Annotated in this window: 8 protein-coding genes; 2 read left to right on the top strand and 6 right to left on the bottom strand. The window is 75.7% G+C overall.

Annotated elements, in window-relative coordinates:
- Positions 1-58: 58 nt before the first annotated feature.
- The 4 genes from ABT299_RS11380 to ABT299_RS11365 all read right to left on the bottom strand — a co-directional run bounded on the left by ABT299_RS11380 (position 59) and on the right by ABT299_RS11365 (position 14,804).
- Positions 59-256 carry an MbtH family protein gene (locus ABT299_RS11380; RefSeq protein ID WP_500250593.1) on the bottom strand — a complete coding sequence of 66 codons (198 nt, stop codon included), beginning with the start codon at positions 254-256 and terminating at the stop codon, positions 59-61.
- Positions 256-1,557: a lysine N(6)-hydroxylase/L-ornithine N(5)-oxygenase family protein gene (locus ABT299_RS11375; RefSeq protein WP_500250592.1), complete on the bottom strand. Its 1,302-nt coding sequence runs from the start codon at positions 1,555-1,557 to the stop codon at positions 256-258. Before ABT299_RS11375 ends, ABT299_RS11380 begins: the two co-directional genes overlap by 1 nt.
- Complete coding sequence (locus ABT299_RS11370; RefSeq protein WP_500250591.1) at positions 1,557-2,573, bottom strand: iron-siderophore ABC transporter substrate-binding protein; 1,017 nt, start codon at positions 2,571-2,573, stop codon at positions 1,557-1,559. Before ABT299_RS11370 ends, ABT299_RS11375 begins: the two co-directional genes overlap by 1 nt.
- A gap of 66 nt (positions 2,574-2,639) precedes the next feature.
- Entirely contained in the window at positions 2,640-14,804 is a 12,165-nt protein-coding gene (locus ABT299_RS11365) for an amino acid adenylation domain-containing protein (RefSeq protein WP_500250590.1), read from the bottom strand.
- A 141-nt stretch (positions 14,805-14,945) separates the two neighbouring features.
- Between ABT299_RS11365 and ABT299_RS11360 the strand changes: the two genes are divergently transcribed.
- A complete protein-coding gene (locus ABT299_RS11360) occupies positions 14,946-16,256 on the top strand; it encodes a salicylate synthase (protein WP_500250589.1) in 1,311 nt (436 codons plus the stop codon).
- A 62-nt stretch (positions 16,257-16,318) separates the two neighbouring features.
- Here ABT299_RS11360 and ABT299_RS11355 read toward each other — a convergent pair whose 3' ends face one another.
- Together ABT299_RS11355 and panD are read right to left on the bottom strand one after the other, a co-directional pair.
- Positions 16,319-17,932 (bottom strand): (2,3-dihydroxybenzoyl)adenylate synthase, encoded by a 1,614-nt coding sequence (locus ABT299_RS11355; RefSeq protein ID WP_500250588.1) that lies wholly within the window; start codon positions 17,930-17,932, stop codon positions 16,319-16,321.
- Between the two features lie 3 nt (positions 17,933-17,935).
- Entirely contained in the window at positions 17,936-18,343 is a 408-nt protein-coding gene (gene panD / locus ABT299_RS11350) for an aspartate 1-decarboxylase (RefSeq protein WP_500250587.1), read from the bottom strand.
- 78 nt (positions 18,344-18,421) lie between these two features.
- Here panD and entS point away from each other — a divergent pair, with 78 nt between their 5' ends.
- Positions 18,422-19,708 carry an enterobactin transporter EntS gene (gene entS / locus ABT299_RS11345; protein WP_500250586.1) on the top strand — a complete coding sequence of 429 codons (1,287 nt, stop codon included), beginning with the start codon at positions 18,422-18,424 and terminating at the stop codon, positions 19,706-19,708.
- The last annotated feature ends 118 nt before the right edge of the window (positions 19,709-19,826 follow it).

The following is a 19,826-nucleotide window of genomic DNA, read 5'->3' as shown; positions in this document are numbered from 1 at the left end:
CCGGCCGCCGGCGGGTCGAGGGCGGGCCCACCCCCGGGCCCGCCCTCGGGTCGTCGCGTCACGCGGTGAGGCTCCGCGGACGCAGGTCCGTCCAGTTCTCGGTGACGTAGGCCAGGCAGTCGGGCCGGGAGCCCGGCCCGAACGCCGCCGTCCAGCCGGACGGGACGTCGGCGAACTCCGGCCAGAGCGAGTGCTGCCCCTCGGCGTTGACCAGGACGAGGAAGGTGCCGTCCGGGTCGTCGAACGGGTTGGTCATCACGCCTCCTGCGGAACGCTCGTGAGGCGCGCGGAGCGCCGCGCGATGGACTGGACGATCTCTCCGGTGCGCACCGCCGTCATCGACAGCAGCGACGAGGCGATGCCGTGGCTGTGCTCGGTGGCCCCCTGCAGGTACACGCCCCACTCGCGGCCCGGCTCGGTGGCGATGCGGTAGTCGCGCTCCACGACCGGGCGGCCGTCCGGGCGGGTCCGGCACCCGGCCCCGGCCTCGCCGAGCAGGTCGAACGGGTCGCGCTCGCGGTAGCCGGTGGCGTAGACGACGGCGTCGGCGTCCAGGTCCGTCGTCTCACCGGTGGGCAGGAACGCGACCCGCACCCGCACGTCTCCCGCGTCCTCGCGGACGCCGAGGACGCGGGAGACGTTGAGGATCCGCAGCCGCTCGGTGCCGGCGACCTTCTCGGCGTAGGCGCGCCGGTACAGCTCGTCGATGAGGTCGAGGTCCACGACGGAGTAGTTGGTGTTGCGGGAGTAGCCGAACAGCATCTCCTTCACCTCGTCCGGCGCCGCGTAGTAGTGGTCCACGGCGGCGGGGTCGAAGATGCGGTTGGCGAACGCGCTGTCGTCGGCGGGCGAGTACCCGTAGCGGGCGAAGACCGCGCAGACCTCGGCCTGCGGGTGGGTGCGGTGCAGGTACTCGACGGCCTCGGCGGCGCTCTGCCCGGCGCCGACGACCACGAGCCGGCGCGGCCGCCAGCCGGGGCGCTCGTCCAGCCGGGTCAGCAGGTCCTCGGTGTGCCAGATCCGCTCCCCCGGCCGGACCCCGGCGGGCAGCACGGGGTCGAGGCCGGCGCCGATCACCACGTTGCGGGCGAGGTGGGTCTCCAGCTCGTCGTCGCGGCGGACGACGACCTCGAGCGTCCCGGCGTCGTGCGGGCGCAGCGCGACGACCTCCGCGCCGTACCGGACGCGCCCGGCGAACGCGGCGGCGGTCCATTCGAGGTAGTCGTGGAACTCCACCCGCGTCGGGAACATCGTCTTGTGGTTGACGAAGTCGACGAGGCGGCCCTTGGCGTGCAGGTAGGACAGGAACGAGTAGGGGCTGGCCGGGTTCCGCGGCGTCACCAGGTCCTTGAGGAAGTGGACCTGCATCGTCGCGCCGTCGATGAGCATTCCGCGGTGCCAGCCGAACGTTGGCTGCTTCTCGAAGAACACGGCGTCCGCCGACGGGTGCGCCTCCTCCAGCGCGACGGCGAGCGCGAGGTTGGACGGGCCGAACCCGATGCCGATGACGTCGCGGACGGGCGGCTGCGTCTCCGCCGCGGTCAGGGCCGCCGGCATTAGGCCGCCTTCGCCGCGGCCGCCGCCTTGGCGATCCGGGGGACGACCTGGTCGACGACGTAGGGGACGGACAGCACCGTCGGGGTGCGCAGCGGCCAGAACGCCTTGAGGTCGAGGCGCACGTAGGAGCCGCGCTCGACGACGGGCAGGCCGGAGAAGAGCTTGTTCCCCTCGAACTTCTTCTGCGTGGCCGGGTCGTCGTTGTAGTAGCTCAGCAGGACGTCGGTGTCGAGGTCGGGCAGCTTCTCCATGCTCAGCTCGGCGGCGAACCCGTCGCCGGGCAGCTTGCTCAGCTTGTCGGGCAGCACCATCCCGAACTGCTCGAACAGCTTGACGCTGGTGTCGTCCTTCGACTTCATCACGCCGATGTTGCCGTTGGGGAACACGCTGGTCAGCGCGAAGCCCTTGCCTTGGAGCCCGGGGTGGGAGGTCTTCACCGAAGCGATCTTCGCCTCGGCGGCGACGACGACCTTCTCGCCGTCGGCGGAGCGGCCGACGGCCTTGGCGACCTGCCGGGTGATCTGCTGCCAGGAGTCCTCGGCGGGCCCGGTCTGGTAGGCGACGGTCGGCGCGAGCTTGGAGAGCTTGCCGTACTCCTTGTCGATGGTGAAGTCGCCGGCCGCGAGGATCAGGTCGGGCCGCAGCGCGGCGACCTTCTCCAGGTCGAAGCCGGAGTCGCCGGCCGTGAGCAGCGCCGGCTTCTCGCCGGTGACCTTCGGCGCGCTCCAGGGGGCGAGGCCGTCCTTCTGGATCCCGGTGAGCTCGACCATCCCGACCGGCCGCACGCCGAGGGCGAGGAGCGCGTCCTGGTCGACCTCGCCGAGCGCGACGATCCGCTTCGGCGCGGACTTGACGGTGGCACTGCCGAGCCTGCCGGTGATCGTGACCGGGAACGATCCGGCCGCGCCGCCGGAGGAGGCCGTGGCGGGCTCGTCGTCGCCGCCGCACGCCGCGGTCAGGGCGAGACCGAGGACGAGCGCGCCGGTGGCGGCCAGACGCCGCGTCAGTGTGCGCATGAGGGCCGGTGTCCTTCCAGGTGATCCGGGGGTGTCGGGGAGTGATCTTAGGTTAGCCTTACCTAACTAATCAATGCTCTGCGGGGTATGACCCGCCTCACCCCTCTCTCCGGCCCCGTCCAGCCGGGCCAGCAGGCCCGCCACGGTCGGCGCCGCCATCAGCGCCGCGATCCGCGCGCCCGCGCAGCCGGGCTCGCGGCGGATCCGCCGCACCAGCCGCATCGCCAGCAGCGAGTGGCCGCCGAGGTCGAAGAAGTCGTCGTCGGGTCCCACCTCGGGCACGCCGAGCTCCTCCGCGAAGATGCGGCAGAGAACCGCCTCCCGATCGTCACCGCGCCGCACCTCGGCGGGTACGGGCAAGGCGTCCGCCTTCGTGACGGCGCGGGCGGTGAGCACGGCGGGCAGCGCACCGACGGGCGTGCCGGGGTCGTCCGCGACGGTCTCCAGCAGCGCGACCAGCCCCGCGGCCATCGTCTCGACCGTGCCGCGGGCGAACAGGTCGGCGGAGTAGTCGACGATCAGCCGGATGTCGCCGCCGCGCTCCCGGAAGACGAAGTCCAGGTCGAACTTCGCGGCGGACGGCCCGAAGGACGCCTCCCGCTGCTCCAGGCCCGGGAAGCGCACCTCGCCGGGGTCCTGGTTCTCGTAGCCGACCATCACCTGGAACAGCGGGTTCCGTCCCGGCACGCGCCTCGGGCGCAGCGCCTCCACGACGGCCTCGAACGGCAGGTCCTGGTTCGCGAGGCCGGCGAGCGCGGCCTCGCGGACGCGGCCGAGCAGCTCGGCGAACGTCGGCTCGCCGGACACGTCGGCGCGCAGCACGAGCGTGTTGACGAAGAAGCCGACCAGGTCCGCGGCGGCCTCCTCGGTGCGGCCCGCGACCGGGCTCCCGAGCGGGACGTCGTCGCCCGCGCCCATCCGGTGCAGCAGCGCCGCGACGGCCGCCTGGCACACCATGAACACGCTGGCGCCCGCGTCCCGCGCGACGCCCCGCAGCCGCCCCGCCAGGCCGGGCGGCAGGTCCGCGGTGAGGGTCCCGCCGCGCTGCCCCGCCGTGCCGGGCCTCGGCCGGTCGGCCGGCAGCGCGATCTCCTCCGACGCGCCCGCGAGGGCCCGCACCCAGTGGGCGAGCTGCCGCGCGTGGACGCCGCCCGGATCGAGCGGGTCGCCGAGCAGCTCGGCCTGCCAGAGCGTGTGGTCGGCGTACTGGACGGGCAGCGCCTCCCAGCCGGGCGGCCTCCCCTCCAGCCGCGCCGCGTACGCCTCGGCGACGTCCCGCGCGAACGGCCCGAACGACCACTCGTCGAAGGCGATGTGGTGGAAGACCGCGAGCAGCAGGTGCTCCCGCTCCCCCTCCGGGAACACCGCGACGCGCAGCGGGACGTCGCGCGCCAGGTCGAACGGCCGGGCGATGACCTCCTCGGGCGCGCACGCCGCGACCTCCAGGACGGGACGGGCGTCGTCCGGGTCGAGGATCCGCTGGTAGGGCGTGCCGTCGTGCTCGGGGAAGACCGTCCGCAGCGCCTCGTGCCGCGCGGAGACGTCGCCGATCGCCGCTTCGAGGGCGGCCAGGTCCAGGTCGCCGCGGAGCCGGACGGCGAGCGGCAGGTGGTAGGCGTCGCGCGGCCCGTCGTCCTCGCGGAGCAGCTGGTCGAGGAGCCACAGGCGGCGCTGCGCCGGCGACAGCGGGACCCGCTCGGGGCGCTGCCGCGGCGCCAGGGCGGGGCGCGGCGCCTCGTCGCCGTCGCCGCGCAGCCGCTCGGCGAGCTCCGCCACGGTCGGTGCCTCGAACAGGTCGCGGATACCGAGCCGCGCTCCTAGCGCCGCGCGCGCACGGCCGACGAGCCGGGTCGCGAGCAGCGAGTGCCCGCCCAGGTCGAAGAAGTCGTCGTCGATTCCCGCGCCCGGCGCGTCGAGCACCTCGGCGAACAGCGTGCACAGCACCCGCTCGACGGGCGTGCGCGGCGGGCGGCCCCCGGCGCGGCGCGCACCGTCCCGGCCCGGGTCGGGCAGGGCGCGGCGGTCGAGCTTCCCGTTCACCGTGAGCGGGAGCGCGTCCAGCGTCACGACGGCGCTCGGCACCATGTAGCCGGGCAGCCTCCGCTTCAGGCTCTCCCGGACGCGGGCGCCCAGCACGCCGTGGTCGCGGGCCGCCACCGGATCGTTCGCGTACGCCGACGGCGGACGGCCGGGCTCGGCCGGGAGGTGCGCCGCTCCCCCGCCGAAGACGGCGTCGTAGCACCCGGCCCGCGTGGACGGCGTCAGGACCGCGTCCGGGCACAGCGCGCGCAGTGCCTCCGGTTCGATCCCCGCCGGCGCGGCGGCGAGTGCCTCGCGCGCCTCGTCCGGGGACGCGCCGGCCCGCAGTGCCTCCAGCGCCGCGATCTCGCCGGACAGCCTTGCGTCGGGGATGCCCGTAACGCGCAGCGGTCCCCCGGTCCACGCGGACTCGGCGGCGGCGGTGCGCGCCGCGTCGGCGGGCACGCCGTCGCGCAGCGCGAGCAGCGCGCGGACGGCGGGAGGCCCGTCGAGCCCGTCCAGCGCGGCCCAGTCCACGGCGGGCGTCTCGGGAACCGGCGGGACGTCCGGTCCGGGCTTCCAGAGGACGGCGTCGTAGCGGTGGCGGGTCAGCTCGTTGTGGTGGACGCCCCGCTTGGTGAGGACGTCCACGCGCGCGGGGCCGTCCAGGGCGGTGAAGAAGGCCGGGTCGAGGAGGAGTTCCTTCTCCATCCGCACGGCGCGCTCGACGGCGCGGAGGTCGGTGTCGCCGCGTCCGAGCCGGATCGCGGCGTGGAAGGCGTGGATCGTCCGCAGGTCGCGGACGTCGCCGACGAAGAGCCGTCCGCCGGGGGCGAGCAGCCGCATCGCCTTGGCGACGACGTCTTCGAGGTAGCCGGCGCCGGGGAAGTACTGGACGACCGAGTTGATCACGATCGTGTCGAAGTGCGCTTCGGGAAGGCCCCCGGTGTCGTGGGCGGGGCGGTGGCTCAGCCGGACGGGCGAGTCCGGGCCGAGGTCGGCGCGCAGCTTGGCGATGACGGGCTCGGAGAAGTCCGTCCCCCAGTACTCCTCGCATTCCGGGGCCAGCCGGGTGAGCAGCAGGCCGGCTCCGACGCCGATCTCCAGGACCCGGCGGGGCCGCAGCGCGCGGATCCGGTCGACGGTCGTGTCCCGCCATTCGCGCATCTCGGCGAGCGGGATCGGCACGCCGTCGTAGCTGCTGTCCCAGCCGGCGAACGCCTCGTGGTGCACGACCGTGCCGACCTCGATGTACTCGGCGTCGTAGATCTGCCGCCACTCGGCGAGCTGCTCGTCGGCGGCGCCGTCACGGGTCCCGTCCGGGACGACGTACCCGATGATGCGCCGGACGCCGGGGACGCCGGAGTCCGCGGCGACGACGGCGGCCTGCCCGACACCGGGCTCGGCGGCGAGCGCGGCCTCGATCTCGCCGAGCTCGACGCGGTACCCGCGGATCTTCACCTGGTCGTCGGTGCGGCCGAGGAAGTCGATGTTCCCGTCCTCGCGGACGCGGACGAGGTCGCCCGTCCGGTACATGCGGCCGCCGGTGAACGGGTCGGCGACGAAGCGCTCGGCGGTCAGGTCGGGGCGGCCGAGGTAGCCGCGGGCCAGCCCGGCGCCCGCGATGTACAGCTCGCCGGGAGCGCCGGGCGGGACGGGCCGCAGCCACGCGTCGAGGACGTGGGCGCGGGTGTTCCAGATCGGCTTGCCGACCGTGGGGGTGGCGCTGTCCCCGGTGCCGCCGCCGAGCGTGTTGATCGTGTACTCGGTGGGGCCGTACAGGTTGTAGCCGAGGACGCCGTCCGCCTCGGCGAGCCGGTCCCAGACGGACGCGGGGACGGCCTCGCCGCCGAGCAGGACGAGCGGCGGCCGGTGCCCGCCGTCGAGGAGCCCCTCGTCCAGCAGCTGCTGGGCGTAGGTGGGGGTCACGTTGATGACGTCGACGCGGTGCTCGCGCAGGTAGGCGGTGAGCGCCTCGGCGTCGCGCCGCAGGTCCTCGTCGCAGACGTGGACCTCGTGGCCCTCGATGAGCCACAGCAGTTCCTCCCACGACATGTCGAAGGAGAACGACACCGTGTGCGCGATCCGCAGCCGCCGCCCCGCCGCCCGCACCACCGGGTCGAAGATGTTCGCGCGGTGGTTCAACTGCATGTTCGTCAGGCCCCGGTACGGGGTGACGACGCCCTTCGGGCGGCCCGTCGAGCCCGACGTGTAGATCACGTAGGCGGGGTGGTCGAGGCGTCCGGGGGTGCCGGGCGCGAAGCCGCGCAGCTCGCCGGGTTCGACGCCGGTACCGGGCAGTGCGGCGAGCGCCCGCGCGGTGCCGGGGTCGTCCAGGGCGAGGGCGGTCCCGGTGAACGCGAGGCCGCCGGCGATGTCGCGGTGCGAGACGAGCACCGCCGGGGACGCGTCCGCGATCATGTAGTCGAGCCGGTCCGCCGGGAGGTCGAGTTCGAGCGGCAGGTACGCGGCGCCGGTGCGCAGCACGGCGAACAGCGCGACGACCATCTCGGCGGAGCGCGGCAGGGCCAGCGCGACGACGCGCTCCGGGCCGGCCCCGTTCGCCAGGAGCAGCCGCGCGAGACGGTTGACCTCGGCGTTCAGCTCCCCGTAGGTGAGGCGGACGTCCGGCAGCGAGACGAGCGCGGTGTCGCCGGGACGCTCCGCGGCGCGTTCGGCGAGGAGCTCGGCGACGGTCTGCTCGGGGACGGGGTGCCACGCCTCGTCCCGGTCGCGCCGCAGGCGTTCGCGTTCCTCGGGAAGCAGCGGGTCGAGCCGGTGGCACGGCGCTCCGGGCGCGTCGGCGATCTGCGCGAGGACCCGCACGTACCGGTCGGTGACGCGCTCGGCCTCCGACTCGGTGAACGCGTCGCCCCGGTACATGACGCGGAGGGCGGCGCCCGGGTCGACGACCACGGTCAGCGGGTAGTGGGTGGCGTCGCGGACCTCGCGCCCGGTGACGCGCAGGGCCCCGTCCGGCCCGAACCCGCGGCCCGTGGGCATGCCGGGGAAGTTCTGGAAGACGAACAGGGTGTCGAACAGCGTCCCGAGGCCGGTGGCGCGCTGCACGTCGGCGAGCGCGACGTAGGAGTGGTCGAACAGCTCCGACTGCGCCGCCTGGACCCGTCCGAGCACCCCGGCCACCGGGTCGGAGGGGCCGGCCTGCACGCGGATCGGGACGGTGTTGAACAGCAGGCCGACCATGGACTCCACGCCGTCCACGTCCGGGTGGCGGCCGGAGACGGAGGCGCCGAACACGACGTCGTCGCGGCCGGTCATCGCCATCAGCGTCAGGCCCCACGCCGTCTCGAAGAGGGTGCCGGGGGTGACGCCGTGGTCGCGCGCGACCGCGTGGAGCCGGTCGGCGAGCCCGGCGGGCAGCGCCCGGTGCACCTCGCCCGCCGCGGCGGGGTCGGCGGGGCGGCCGGCCAGGCCGGGACGGACGAGCGCCGGCTCGTCGAAGCCGTCGAGGGCGCGGCGCCAGGCGTGCACGGCGGCGTCGCGGTCCTGCCGGCCGATCCAGTCCAGGTAGGCGCGGAACGGCGGGACCGGCCGGGCGGCCTCGGCGGCGGCGTCGGTGTAGGCGTTCAGCAGCGAGGTGACGAGCAGGCCGCCGGACCAGCCGTCCAGCAGGATCAGCTCGGACGTCAGGACGAGCCGGTGGTCGTGCCCGCCGAGGCTCGCGAGCGCGAACCGGATCAGCGGCGGCGCGGCCGGGTCGAACGGCTCGGCGCGCTGCGCGTCGACGAACGCGTCGAGGCCGTCCTCACCCGAGACTTCGGCGTGCGTCCAGGGCGTCTCCCATGCGTCCGGCACGAACTGGACGGCGCGGTCGCCTTCGGTACGGAACCCGGCCCGCAGGTTGGGGAACTTCTCCAGGACGGCGTGCGCCGCGTCCGCCATCCGTGCCGGGTCGACGGGGCCGGACAGCGACACCACGGCCTGCTGCACGTAGATGTCGCGGCCCTCGCCCGCAATCATCAGGTGGAAGAGCAGGCCCTCCTGGAGCGGCGACAGCGGCAGCTCGCCGGCGTTCTCGTCCTGGGCGGCGGCCACGGGCGCCGGAGTGCCGGCGGCCCGCGCGAGCGCCTCGACCGTCCGGAGCCGGAACACGTCGCGGACGGTGAACGACAGCCCGGCGCGGCGGGCGCGCGCGACGAGCAGGGCCGCGCCGATGCTGTCGCCGCCGGAGCGGAAGAAGTCGTCGTCCGCGCCGACCGCGTCGCGGCCGAGGACGGCGGCGGCGAGGCCCGCGAGGACGCGCTCGGCCTCCGTCGCGGGGGCGCGCCCGGCGGCGGGCCGTCCCGGCTCGGGCAGCGCCCGCCGGTCGGTCTTGCCGTTCGGGGTGGCCGGCAGCTCGTCCAGCACCACCACCTCGGCCGGGACGAGGTGGGCGGGCAGGCGCGAGCGGAGCCCGTCGAGCACGGCGCCGGCCTCGGCGTCGCCGGTGACGTAGCCGACCAGGCGCGTCCCGTGCACGGCGACGGCGGCGCGGCGGACGCCGTCCTGCGCGGTCAGGGCCGCCTCGACCTCGCCCGGCTCGATCCGGAACCCGCGCAGCGAGATCTGGTCGTCGGCGCGGCCGAGGAAGTCCAGGCCGCCGTCGCGGCGGCGCCGGACCCGGTCGCCGGTGCGGTAGAGGCGGGAGCCGGGCGGGCCGAACGGGTTCGCGACGAACCGCTCGGCGGTGCGGGCCGGGTCGCCGAGGTAGCCGCGCGCGAGGCCGTCGCCCGCGAGGTACAGCTCGCCGGCGGGCACCTCGCGGAGCGCGGCGTCCAGGACGTACGCGCGGGTGTTGGCGATCGGGGCGAGTCCTCCGCCCTCCGCGATCAGGCTGTCCCCGGCGGCCTCGGAGCAGCCGTAGAGGTCGACGAGCCGGGCGGGGACCCGCGCCGCGAGGGCGGCGGGCAGCGCCTCGCCGCTGCTGATCCAGGTCGTGACGGACGGCGGCAGGCCGCGCTCCACCAGCGCGGCGAGCAGGCTCGGGACCAGCGTGACCGTCCGCACGCCGTGCCGTTCGATGAAGTCGCCGAGCGCGACGGCGTCGGCCGCGGTGGCGTCGTCGGCGATCACGACCGTGTCGCCCGCGACGAGGCCGCCGAGCAGCTCGGTGGTCCCGTCGATGAACGCGGGAGAGCTCTTGGCGACGCGGACGCCGGGGGCGGTGAGGCCGGCGCCCCACGCGAGCCGGTTGGCGAGGGCCTCCTGCGTGCCCGCGACGGCCTTGGGCGCGCCGGTCGAGCCCGACGTGAAGACGACGTAGGCGAGGTGGCCGGGCCGGACGTCGGGGCGTTCCCGGGGCGGCGCGTCGAGGGGCGGCTCGTCGCGCCCGAGGACGAGCAGCGGGCGGGCGGCGTCCAGCATCGCGTCGATCCTCGCCCGCGGGTAGGCCAGGTCGATCGGCAGGCAGGCCGCGCCGGTCTTGAGGACGGCCAGCAGCGCGACCGCGAACGCGTCGGAGCGCGGCAGGGCGATGCCGACGACGCGTTCGGGTCCCGCGCCGGCCGCCGCGAGCCGGTCGGCGAGGGCCTCGGCGCGGCGGTCCAGTTCGGCGTAGGTGGTCGCGGTGCCGCCGAACACCAGGGCGGTGGCGTCCGGGGTCCGCGCGGCCTGCGCCTCGACCAGTTCCGCGACCGTCCGGACCGGCAGGTCGCGGGCCGTGTCCGGGTGCGCGACGGGCGCGCCGAGGGCGGACAGGCGGCAGCCGGGATCCTCGGTGACCTGGTCGAGGAGGCGGGCGAGGTCGTCCAGGAGGCCCTCGACCGTGGCGGCGTCGAAGAGGTCCTCGGCGTAGGCGGCGAACCCCTCGATCTCGTCCGCCCCGCCCGTGTCCCCGCCCGTGCGGGCGGGGCCTTCGGCGAAGTACAGGTCGAGGTCGAACTTGACGCCGCCGGTCGCGGGCAGGAACGGCTCGGCGCGCACGCCCGGCAGCGCGAGCCGGACGTCGTCCAGCCGCTGGTGCACGATCATCACCTGGAACAGCGGGTTGCGCGCCAGCGACCGCTCCGGCGCGAGGCGCTCGACCACGCGCTCGAACGGGACGTCCGCGTGCGAGAACGCGGCGAGGTCGGCGGCGCGGACCCGCTCCAGCAGCTCGGTGAACGCGGGGTCGCCGGACAGGTCGGTGCGCAGCACGAGCGGGTTGACGAACACGCCGACCAGCCCGGCGAGGTCCTCGTCGGCGCGCGCGGCGATGGGCGTGCCGAGCGCGATGTCGTCGCCCGCGCCGGACCGCTGGAGCAGCGCGGCGACGGCGGCGTGCAGGACCATGAACACGCTGGTGCCGGTCGCGCGGGCGAGCCGCCGCGCCCCGGCGGCCGGGAGCCGGAACGGGACGAGGCCGCCGCGGTGGCTCGGCTCGGCCGGGCGCGGCCGGTCGAACGGCAGCACGGTCTCCTGCGGGAGCCCGGAGAGCGTCCGCTCCCAGTGGTCGAGCCCTTCGGAGAGGTCGGCGGAGGTCTCGCGCTCCCACGCGGCGTAGTCGGCGTACTGGACGGGCAGCGGTTCCCAGCCGGGCGCCTCCCCGGCGCGGCGGGCCTCGTAGGCGCGGGCGAGGTCCGCGAGCAGCGGCGTGAACGACCACTCGTCGGCCGCCGCGTGGTGCAGCAGCAGGGTCAGCGACCACTCCTCGTCGCCGGTGCGGACGAGAGTGCCGCGGACGGGCAGGTCGGCGCCGATGTCGAAGACGTGCGACGCCGCGTCGCGCTCGGTGGCCGCGCGGCGCTCCGGGCTCTCGGCGCGGGCGTCCGCGACGGTGAGGTCCACCGGCGTGCCGGGGTCCAGGATCCGCTGGACGGGCAGGCCGTCGTCGCCCTCGACCAGCAGCGTCCGCAGCGCCTCGTGCCGGGCGACGACGTCGGCGAACGCGGCGCGCAGCGCGGCCGGGTCGAGGGCGCCGGTGAGCCGGAGGCCGAACGGCAGGGCGTAGGACGCCGACGGTCCGCGCAGCCGCTCCTCCAGCCACATGCCGCGCTGCGCCGCGGACGCCGGGACGGGCCGCGGCCGCTCCACGTCCCGGACGCGGGCGCCGTGCCGCGCCACCAGGCGCGGGGCGAGGGCGGCGACGGTCGGCGCCTCGAACACGTCGGCGATGGAGAACTCCGCGTCCAGGACGGTGCGGACGCGGGCGGCGAGCTTCGCGGCGAGCAGCGAGTGGCCGCCGAGCGCGAAGAAGTCGTCGTCGACGCCGACCCGCTCGTACCCGAGCAGCTCGGCGAACAGCGCGCACAGCGCGGCCTCGCGGGCGTCGCGCGGCTCCCGACCGTCCGCGAGCGCGCCGGGCGCGGGGAGCGCGCGGCGGTCGAGCTTGCCGTTGACGGTCATCGGCAGCGCGTCGAGGCGGACGAGCGCGCCCGGGACCATGTAGGCGGGCAGCTCGGCGGCGAGCGCGGCGCGCAGGCCGTCCTCGGCGGGCGCGCCGGGGCCGGCGACGTAGTAGCCGGCGAGGCGGGGGTCGCCCGGCCGGTCCTCGCGGACGACGACGGCCGCGCGGGCGACGCCGGGCAGCGCCGCGAGCACGGCCTGCACCTCGCCGGGCTCGATCCGGAAGCCGCGGATCTTCACCTGGTCGTCGGTGCGGCCGAGGTACTCGACGGAGCCGTCCCGCGTCCACCGGGCGAGGTCGCCGGTCCGGTACATGCGGGTGCCGGGCGGGCCGTACGGGTCGGCGACGAACCGCTCCGCCGTCAGGTCGGGGCGGCCGACGTAGCCGCGGGCGAGCTGAGCTCCCGACAGGTACAGCTCCCCGGGAACGCCCGCCGGGACGGGTCGCAGCGACGCGTCGAGGATGCGGGCCCGGGTGTTCCACAGCGAGCGGCCGATGCCGGGTTCCGGCAGGTCGGCGGCCGTCGCGTAGACGGCCGTCTCGGTCGGCCCGTACATGTTGGCGGCGGCGCGGGCGCGCGCGGTCAGCTCCCGCGCGAGCGCGGCGGGGAGCGCCTCGCCGCCGGTGATGATCCGGAGCCCGTCGAGCGCGGCCGGGTCGAGGGAGCCGAGCAGCGACGGGGTGGCCTGCAGGTGCGTGACGTCGCGGCGGAGGAGGCGGGCCAGTGCCGCCGGGTCCCGGACGGTCTCCCGCGACGCGAGGACGACCGTCGCACCGGCGAGCAGCGGGAGGCAGACCTCCAGCGTCGCGATGTCGAACGCGATCGTCGTCACCGCGGCCCACCGGTCGCCGGGGCCGAGCGGGTGCTCGGCCCGCATCCGCGCGACGAGGTTCGCCAGGGCGCGGTGCGGGACGGCGACGCCCTTGGGGCGGCCCGTCGAGCCGGAGGTGTAGATGACGTAGGCGAGGTCGTCGGGGTCCGGCTCGGCGGTGACCGGGGCGGGACCGTCCGCGTCAGGGGCGCCGTCGAGGAGGGCGCTTTCAACGATGAGGACGTCCGCGCCGTCCGGGAGCAGGCCGGCCGTCTCCGGTGCCGCGACGGCGCAGAGCGCGCCCGCGTCCTCCAGCATGTAGGCGACGCGGTCGCGCGGATGGTCCGGGTCGAGCGGCAGGTAGGCGGCGCCCGACTTCAGCACGGCGAGGACCGCCGTCACGAGGTCCGCGGTGCGCGGCAGCGCGAGCGCGACGACGGCGTCCGGCCCGGCGCCGCGGGCGCGCAGCGCGCGGGCCAGCGCCGACGACCGCCGGTCCAGCTCGGCGTAGGTGAGGACGTCCCCGGACTCGGTCTGGACGGCGGGCGCGGCGGGCGTCCGGGCCGCCTGCTCGGCGAACAGCGCGGCGACGCCGGTCGCCGCGACGTCCCGGTCGGTGGCGTTGGGCGCCTCCAGCCGGGCCGCCTCTTCGGCGTCCATGAGCGCGAGCGCGCGGACCGGGCGGTCCGGGTCGGCGATCGCGTCGCGCAGCAGCGTCTCCAAGTGGCGGAGGAGGGCGTCGATGCGCGCGTCGTCGAACAGCTCGCGGCGGAAGGTGGCCTCGACCGTCATGCCCCGCGGCCGGACGAACGCCTCCAGCGACAGGTCGAAGTGCGTCATGCCGTTGTGGACGTGCGTCCAGGACGTGGTGAGGCCCGGCAGCTCCAGCTCGCCGATCTCCTGGGCGAGGAACAGCAGCATGGTGTCGAAGAACGGGGAGCGGCCGCGGCCGCGCGCGGGCCGCAGCTCGCGGACGAGCGCGTCGTAGGGCAGGGACTGGTGCGCGAAGGCGTCGGTCACCGTCCGCCCGGTGCGGCGCAGCGCCTCGCGGAACGTCGGCGCGCCGGACAGGTCCGTCCGCATGACGAGGGTGTTGCCGAAGTTGCCGGCGAGCCGCTCGACCTCGGCGTGCTCGCGGTTCATCACCGACGACCCGACCGCCACGTCGGCGGAGCCGGTGTAGCGGTGCAGCAGGGCGGAGTAGGCGGCGAGCATCACCGTGTACGGGGTGACGTTCTCCTCCTTGGCGAGCCGGGCGAGGCCCTCGGTGACGTCGTCGCCGAAGCGGCGGGCGCGCCGGCCGCCGCGCTCGGACGCGGCGGCGGTGCGCGGCCGGTCGGCGGGCAGGTCGAGCGGCGCGGGCGGCGGGTCGAGCCGGGCGCGCCAGTACGCCAGGTCGTCCTCGGCGAGGGGCCGCTTCTGCTCCCAGTCGGCGAAGTCGGCGTACTGCACGTCCAGCGCGGGGAGGCCGTCCGGCTCGCCGGTCACGGCCGCGCGGTACAGGGCCGACAGGTCGCGCGAGATCGAGCCCCAGGTCATGCCGTCCCAGGCGATGTGGTGGACGACCAGGACCAGCGCGTGCTCGTCCGGGCCGGTGCGCAGCAGTTCCAGCCGGACGGGCCGTTCCGCGCGCAGGTCGAACGGCGTCGCCGCGAGTTCCGCGGCGCGCGCGTCGGGGTCGGCGCGGTCGAGCGGGGCGAGGTCGAGCGCGTCGTCGCCGGTGACGATCTGGACGGCGGTCTCGCCGGGCCCGTCGGCGTACACGGTGCGCAGGACGGCGTGGCGCCGGATGAGGCCGCGCAGCGCCTCGCGGAGCGCGGCGGTGTCGAGCGGCCCGGACATCCGCACGAGCAGGCACACGTTGTAGGCGGGGCTCGCCGGGAAAGCGCGGTGGTGCAGCCACATGCTCTGCTGCGCGTAGGACAGGGGGGCGGGGCCGCCGGCCGCGCGCGGGGCGGGGCGTCCGGCGCCGGGTCCGCGCCCGTCCCCCGGGAGCCCGGCCTCCGCCATCATCCGCCGCATCAGTTCGCGCCGCAGTCGAGCGCCTTGCGCCGTCGTCGTCGTCCGCTCCTGCACGCCTCAGCTCTTTCGTCGTCGGCTTGATCAGCGGAAGTTAGGTTAGCCTTGCCTATGAAAATCGCACAAGGTTAGCCTTACCTAAGTTCGACTCGAATCACGACACAGTCGGACTTCGTCACCCAAAGGGAGCCCACTGCCTTGTCCCCCGGTCTGCGCACTGACGAGAAGCCCACGGAACGGGTGGTCGAGGCCGCCCGCGCACCGCTCGACCTGATGACCCGGCTGGCCGGATCCGGCCTCTTCACCGACCACGTCGTCTACGAGCGGCCCGGCCGGTGGACGTTCGCCGGCGGCGTCCTCGGCGAGGTCGTCCTCGACGCCGGCGCCGTGCACGCCCGCTGGCCCGACCGGGAGCCGGTGACGGCGCCCTATGGCGGCCGGCCCGCCGCCGCGCTGCGCGAGGCGTTCGCCGCCGCGCCGCTCCCGGCCTGGAACGCCTACGGGTGGATCGCCTTCGAGTTCGCCTCGGCGAGCCCGTCCGGGCGCCTCGCGCATCTCGTCGTCCCGCGCGTCGAGGTCACCGTCGAGGACGGCGAGGCCCGCGTGGCCGGCACCGACCCCCGCGAGGTCGAACGCGTCGCGGACCTGCTGGCGGCGGACGTCCCGGCCCGCACCGCGGAGCCGTCGCCGGTGGACGTGCGGCAGGGCGGCGACGCCTACCGCGCGCGCGTCGCCCGCGCCGTCGGCGACATCGCCGCGGGCCGGTACCAGAAGGTCATCGTGTCCCGGCGGCTGGACGTCCCGTACCCGGTCGACGTCGCCGCCACCTACGCGCGCGGCCGGGCCGCGAACACCCCCGCGCGGTCGTTCCTGCTCGACCTCGGCGGGTTCCAGGCCACTGGGTTCAGCCCCGAGGTCCTCGCGAGCGTGGACGAGGACGGGCGCGTCATGACGCAGCCGCTCGCCGGCACCCGCGCGTTCGGGTTCGGCGGCGACGCCGACGCGCGGACCCGCCGGGAGCTGGAGACCGACCCGAAGGAGATCTTCGAGCACGCCGTGTCGGTCCGGACGTCGCAGGAGGAGCTGTACCGGGTGTGCGATCCGGACTCCGTCCACGTCACCGGGTTCATGACGGTGAAGGAGCGCGGCAGCGTCCAGCACCTCGGCTCCAGCGTCGGCGGCGTCCTCGCGCCCGGCCGCACCTGCTGGGACGCGCTGGACGCGCTGTTCCCCGGCGTGACGGCCTCCGGCATCCCGAAGGCCGACGCGATCGAGGCGATCGGCGGGCTGGAGGAGCGCCGCGGCCTGTACGCGGGCGCGGTCGTCGCCGTGTCGCACACCGGCGCGCTCGACTCGGCGCTCGTCCTGCGCGCGCTCTACAGCCAGGACGGGCGGGCGTGGCTGCGCGCCGGCGCCGGCATCGTCAACGGCTCGACGCCCGACCGCGAGTACGAGGAGACCTGCGAGAAGCTGTCGAGCATCTCCCCGTACGTCGTCCCTCTCGCCTGACCGGCCCCGCATGCGGCGCGCCGCCCGCGCGGAGGTCTCCGCGAGGACGGCGCGCCTCTTCGCTAACGCGCGGTTCCCTCACGCAGGCGGGCGGCCAGCGCCTTCTTGCTGACCTTCCCGACCGGGGTGCGGGGGAAGGCGTCGGCGGTCTCCAGGCGGTCGGGCCACTTGTAGGCGGCCAGGCCGCGGTCGCGGAGGAAGTCCTTGACGTCGCGCAGCGTCGGCGGCGCGGCCTTCGCCGCGTCGCGCAGGACAAGGAACGCGCAGGTCCGCTCCCCCATCATCGGGTCGGGGACGCCGACGACGGCCGCGTCGTGGACCGCCGGGTGGGCGAGGAGGTGGTCCTCCAGCTCCTCGGCGGACACCTTGTCGCCGCCCCGGTTGATCTGGTCCTTCTCGCGGCCCTCCACGACCAGGTGCCCGGACGGCAGCTCGCGGACGAGGTCGCCGGTGCGGTAGTAGCCGTCGGGCGTGAACGCGCGGGCGTTGTGGGCGGGCGCCCGGTAGTAGCCGCGCAGCGTGTACGGGCCGCGGGTGAGCAGCTCGCCGACCTCGCCGGGCGCGACCGTCCCGCCGTCGCCGTCCACGATCCGGATCTCGTCGGCCGGGGACAGCGGGCGGCCCTGCGTCCGCTCCACCAGGTCGGGCGGGTCGTCGAGGCGGGTGAAGTTCAGCAGCCCCTCCGCCATCCCGAACACCTGCTGGACGCGGCAGCCGAGCACGCCCGGAACCTCCGCCGCGCGCTCGGCGGCCAGCTTCGCGCCGCCGACCTGCAGGAGCTCCAGGGACGACAGGTCGTCCTCGGACCAGGCGGCCGCGTCCAGCCACAGCAGCGCGATCGGCGGGACGGCCGCGCAGGCGGTGACCCGCTCGCGCTCGATGAGCGGGAACGCGTCGTCCGGCGCCCCGGACGGGGCCAGCACCACCGTCCCGCCGGTCGCGAACGCGCCGAGCAGCCCGGGGCACGCGAGCGCGAAGTTGTGCGCGGCGGGCAGCACCACGAGGTAGACCGTGTCGCGGGTGAAGCCGCACAGCTCGGCGCTGGCCTCCAGGTTGTAGACGTAGTCGCGGTGCGTCCGGGGGATCAGCTTCGGCAGCCCCGTCGTGCCGCCCGACAGCAGCAGGACGCCGACGTCGGCGGGATCGGGGCGCGGGTACTCCGCGGGCTCGGCGTCCAGGTCGGCGAGGGCGGTGAACTCCTGGGCGTCGCCGTCCACGACGACGTGCTCGACGGGCAGCGTCCGGGCCATCGCGCGGTAGTCGAAGCCGCCGTCCGTCTCGCCGCACACGTAGGCGCGGGACTCGGCCAGCTCGCACAGGTACCGGATCTCGCTCTCGCGGTGCGCGGGCAGCGCGAGGACGGGTGCCGCGCCGATCCGCACGAGCGCCAGGAACGCCACGACGAAGCCGGTGGTGTTGGGCAGCTGGACGATGACGCGGTCGCCGCGGCGGACGCCCAGCCGCAGGAATCCGGCGGCGGTCCGCTTGGCGCGGCGGTCGAGGACGGCGTAGGTGAGGCGGTCCCCGCCGGCGACGAGCGCGGTCCGGTCCGGGTCGCCGCGCAGGACGTCGCCGAGGACGCGGTCCTTCCAGTAGCCCTCCGCCTTGTAGCGCCGTTCGAGGTGGGCGGGCCAGGGGGTGAAGCCGTCCATGACGGCCGGAGCGGTGTCCGGCATGGCTCAGCGCCCGGCGAGCTGGGCGGGAGCGCCGGGGACGGGCGCGGCGGGGTCGGAGCCGAGCGCCACGATCCGGTTCGCGGCGTCGACGTGCACGACGCGCGGCTTATGGGCGGCCACCTCGGCGTCGTCGAGGGCGGCGTAGGTGATGACGATGACGAGGTCGCCGGGCTGGACGAGGCGGGCCGCCGCGCCGTTCACGCCGACGACCCCGCTGCCCGCCTCGCCGGTGATGGCGTAGGTGACCAGGCGGGAGCCGTTGTCGATGTCGACGAGGTGGACCTGCTCCCCCTCGGCGATGCCGGCGGCCTCCATCAGCTCGGCGTCGATCGTCAGCGATCCCACGTAGTGCAGGTCGGCCTGGGTCACGGTCGCTCGGTGGATCTTTCCGTTCATCAGCGTGCGCTGCACCGGGAGGGCCCTTCTCTCACGATCAACTAAGGATAGGCTTACCTTACTCACTCCCCCTTCCGAGGAGAACCCCCGACGATGCCCCGGCGCCTCGCCCTGGACGTCGGCCCGCTGCGCGACAGCCGGCCGTTCCGCAACGTGTTCATCGCCCGCACCGTCTCGGTCTTCGGGATCGGCATGCTGGCCGTCTCCGTCCCCGTGCAGGTCTACGACCTGACCGGCTCCACCGTGCAGGTCGGCGCCGTGTCGGCCGCCGAGGGCCTCGCGCTGCTGGCCGGGTTCCTGTGGGGCGGCGTGCTCGCCGACCGGCGGGACCGGCGGCGGCTGATGCTGCGCGCCCGCACCGCCTCCGGGATCGCGTTCGCGCTGCTCGCCCTGAACGCGTTCCTGCCGTCCCCGTCGTCCGCCGCGCTGTACGTCCTGGCCGCGTGGGACGGGCTCGCCACCGGCGTCGCGATCACCGCGCTGCTCGCCGCGACGCCCGCGCTCGCCGGCCCGGACAGGCTCGTCGCGGCGGGCGCGCTGAACGCGCTGACGGTCCGGCTCGGGTCGATGCTGTCGCCCGCGCTCGGCGGCCTCGTCGTGTCGGCGTTCGGCGTCGGCTGGAACTACGCGGCGGCCGCGGCCGGCACCCTCGGCACCCTCGGCCTGCTGACGTCGCTGCCGCCGCTCGAACCCGCCCGCGCCGGCGGGCCGGACGGGGCGGGCGGGGCGGACGGGCAGGACGACGCCGAGGGCCACCCGCTGAGGTCGATCGGCGGCGGGCTGCGGTTCGTCGCCTCCCACCGCGTCGTCGGGTCGCTGATGCTGCTCGGCCTGCTGTTCATGGTCGCGGGCGGCATCCCGGTGCTCATGCCGGCGTTCGCCGAGCACGGCCTCGGCGGCGGCCCGTCCACGGTCGGGCTGCTGTACGCCGCGCCCGCGTGCGGCGCGGTCCTCGCCTCCGTCACCAGCGGCTGGGCGGGCTCCGTCCGGGCGCCCGGCCTCGCGCTGCTCGCGGCGTCGGTCGCCGGGTTCGTCCTGCTGGCGTGCACCGGCCTGGCGCGCCATCCGGCGCTCGCCGTCGCGATCCTGTTCGGGTACGGGTTCGCCGCGTCCGTCGAGGAGATCCTGCGGTACGGCCTCATCCAGTCGCACACCCCCGACTCGCACCTGGGCCGCGTCAACTCCCTGTGGGCGGCGCAGGAGACCGGCGGGACCGCCATCGGCTCGCTCGGCGCCGGAGCCCTCGGCCGCTACCTGGCCCCGGGCCCGGCGATCGTCGCCTACGGGACGGTCAGCGCCGTCCTCGCCCTGGTCCTCGCCCTCACCCTGACGACCCTCCGCACCGCCACCCTCACCCCCGCCGCCGAACCCGACCGGTGAGTCGCGGCGAGCCGCCGTCATGGAGCGGCCCATGTCGGCATCAACTTCGTGGAGACGCAGCTGCGGCGGGGGATCACCCCCGGGCCTCCGCTGCCGGAGCCGCCGTACGTGCCGGGCG

Source organism: Spirillospora sp. NPDC000708 (assembly GCF_040299565.1).
GTDB lineage: Bacteria > Actinomycetota > Actinomycetes > Streptosporangiales > Streptosporangiaceae > Spirillospora.
This window is presented reverse-complemented; position numbering and strand designations above follow the sequence as displayed.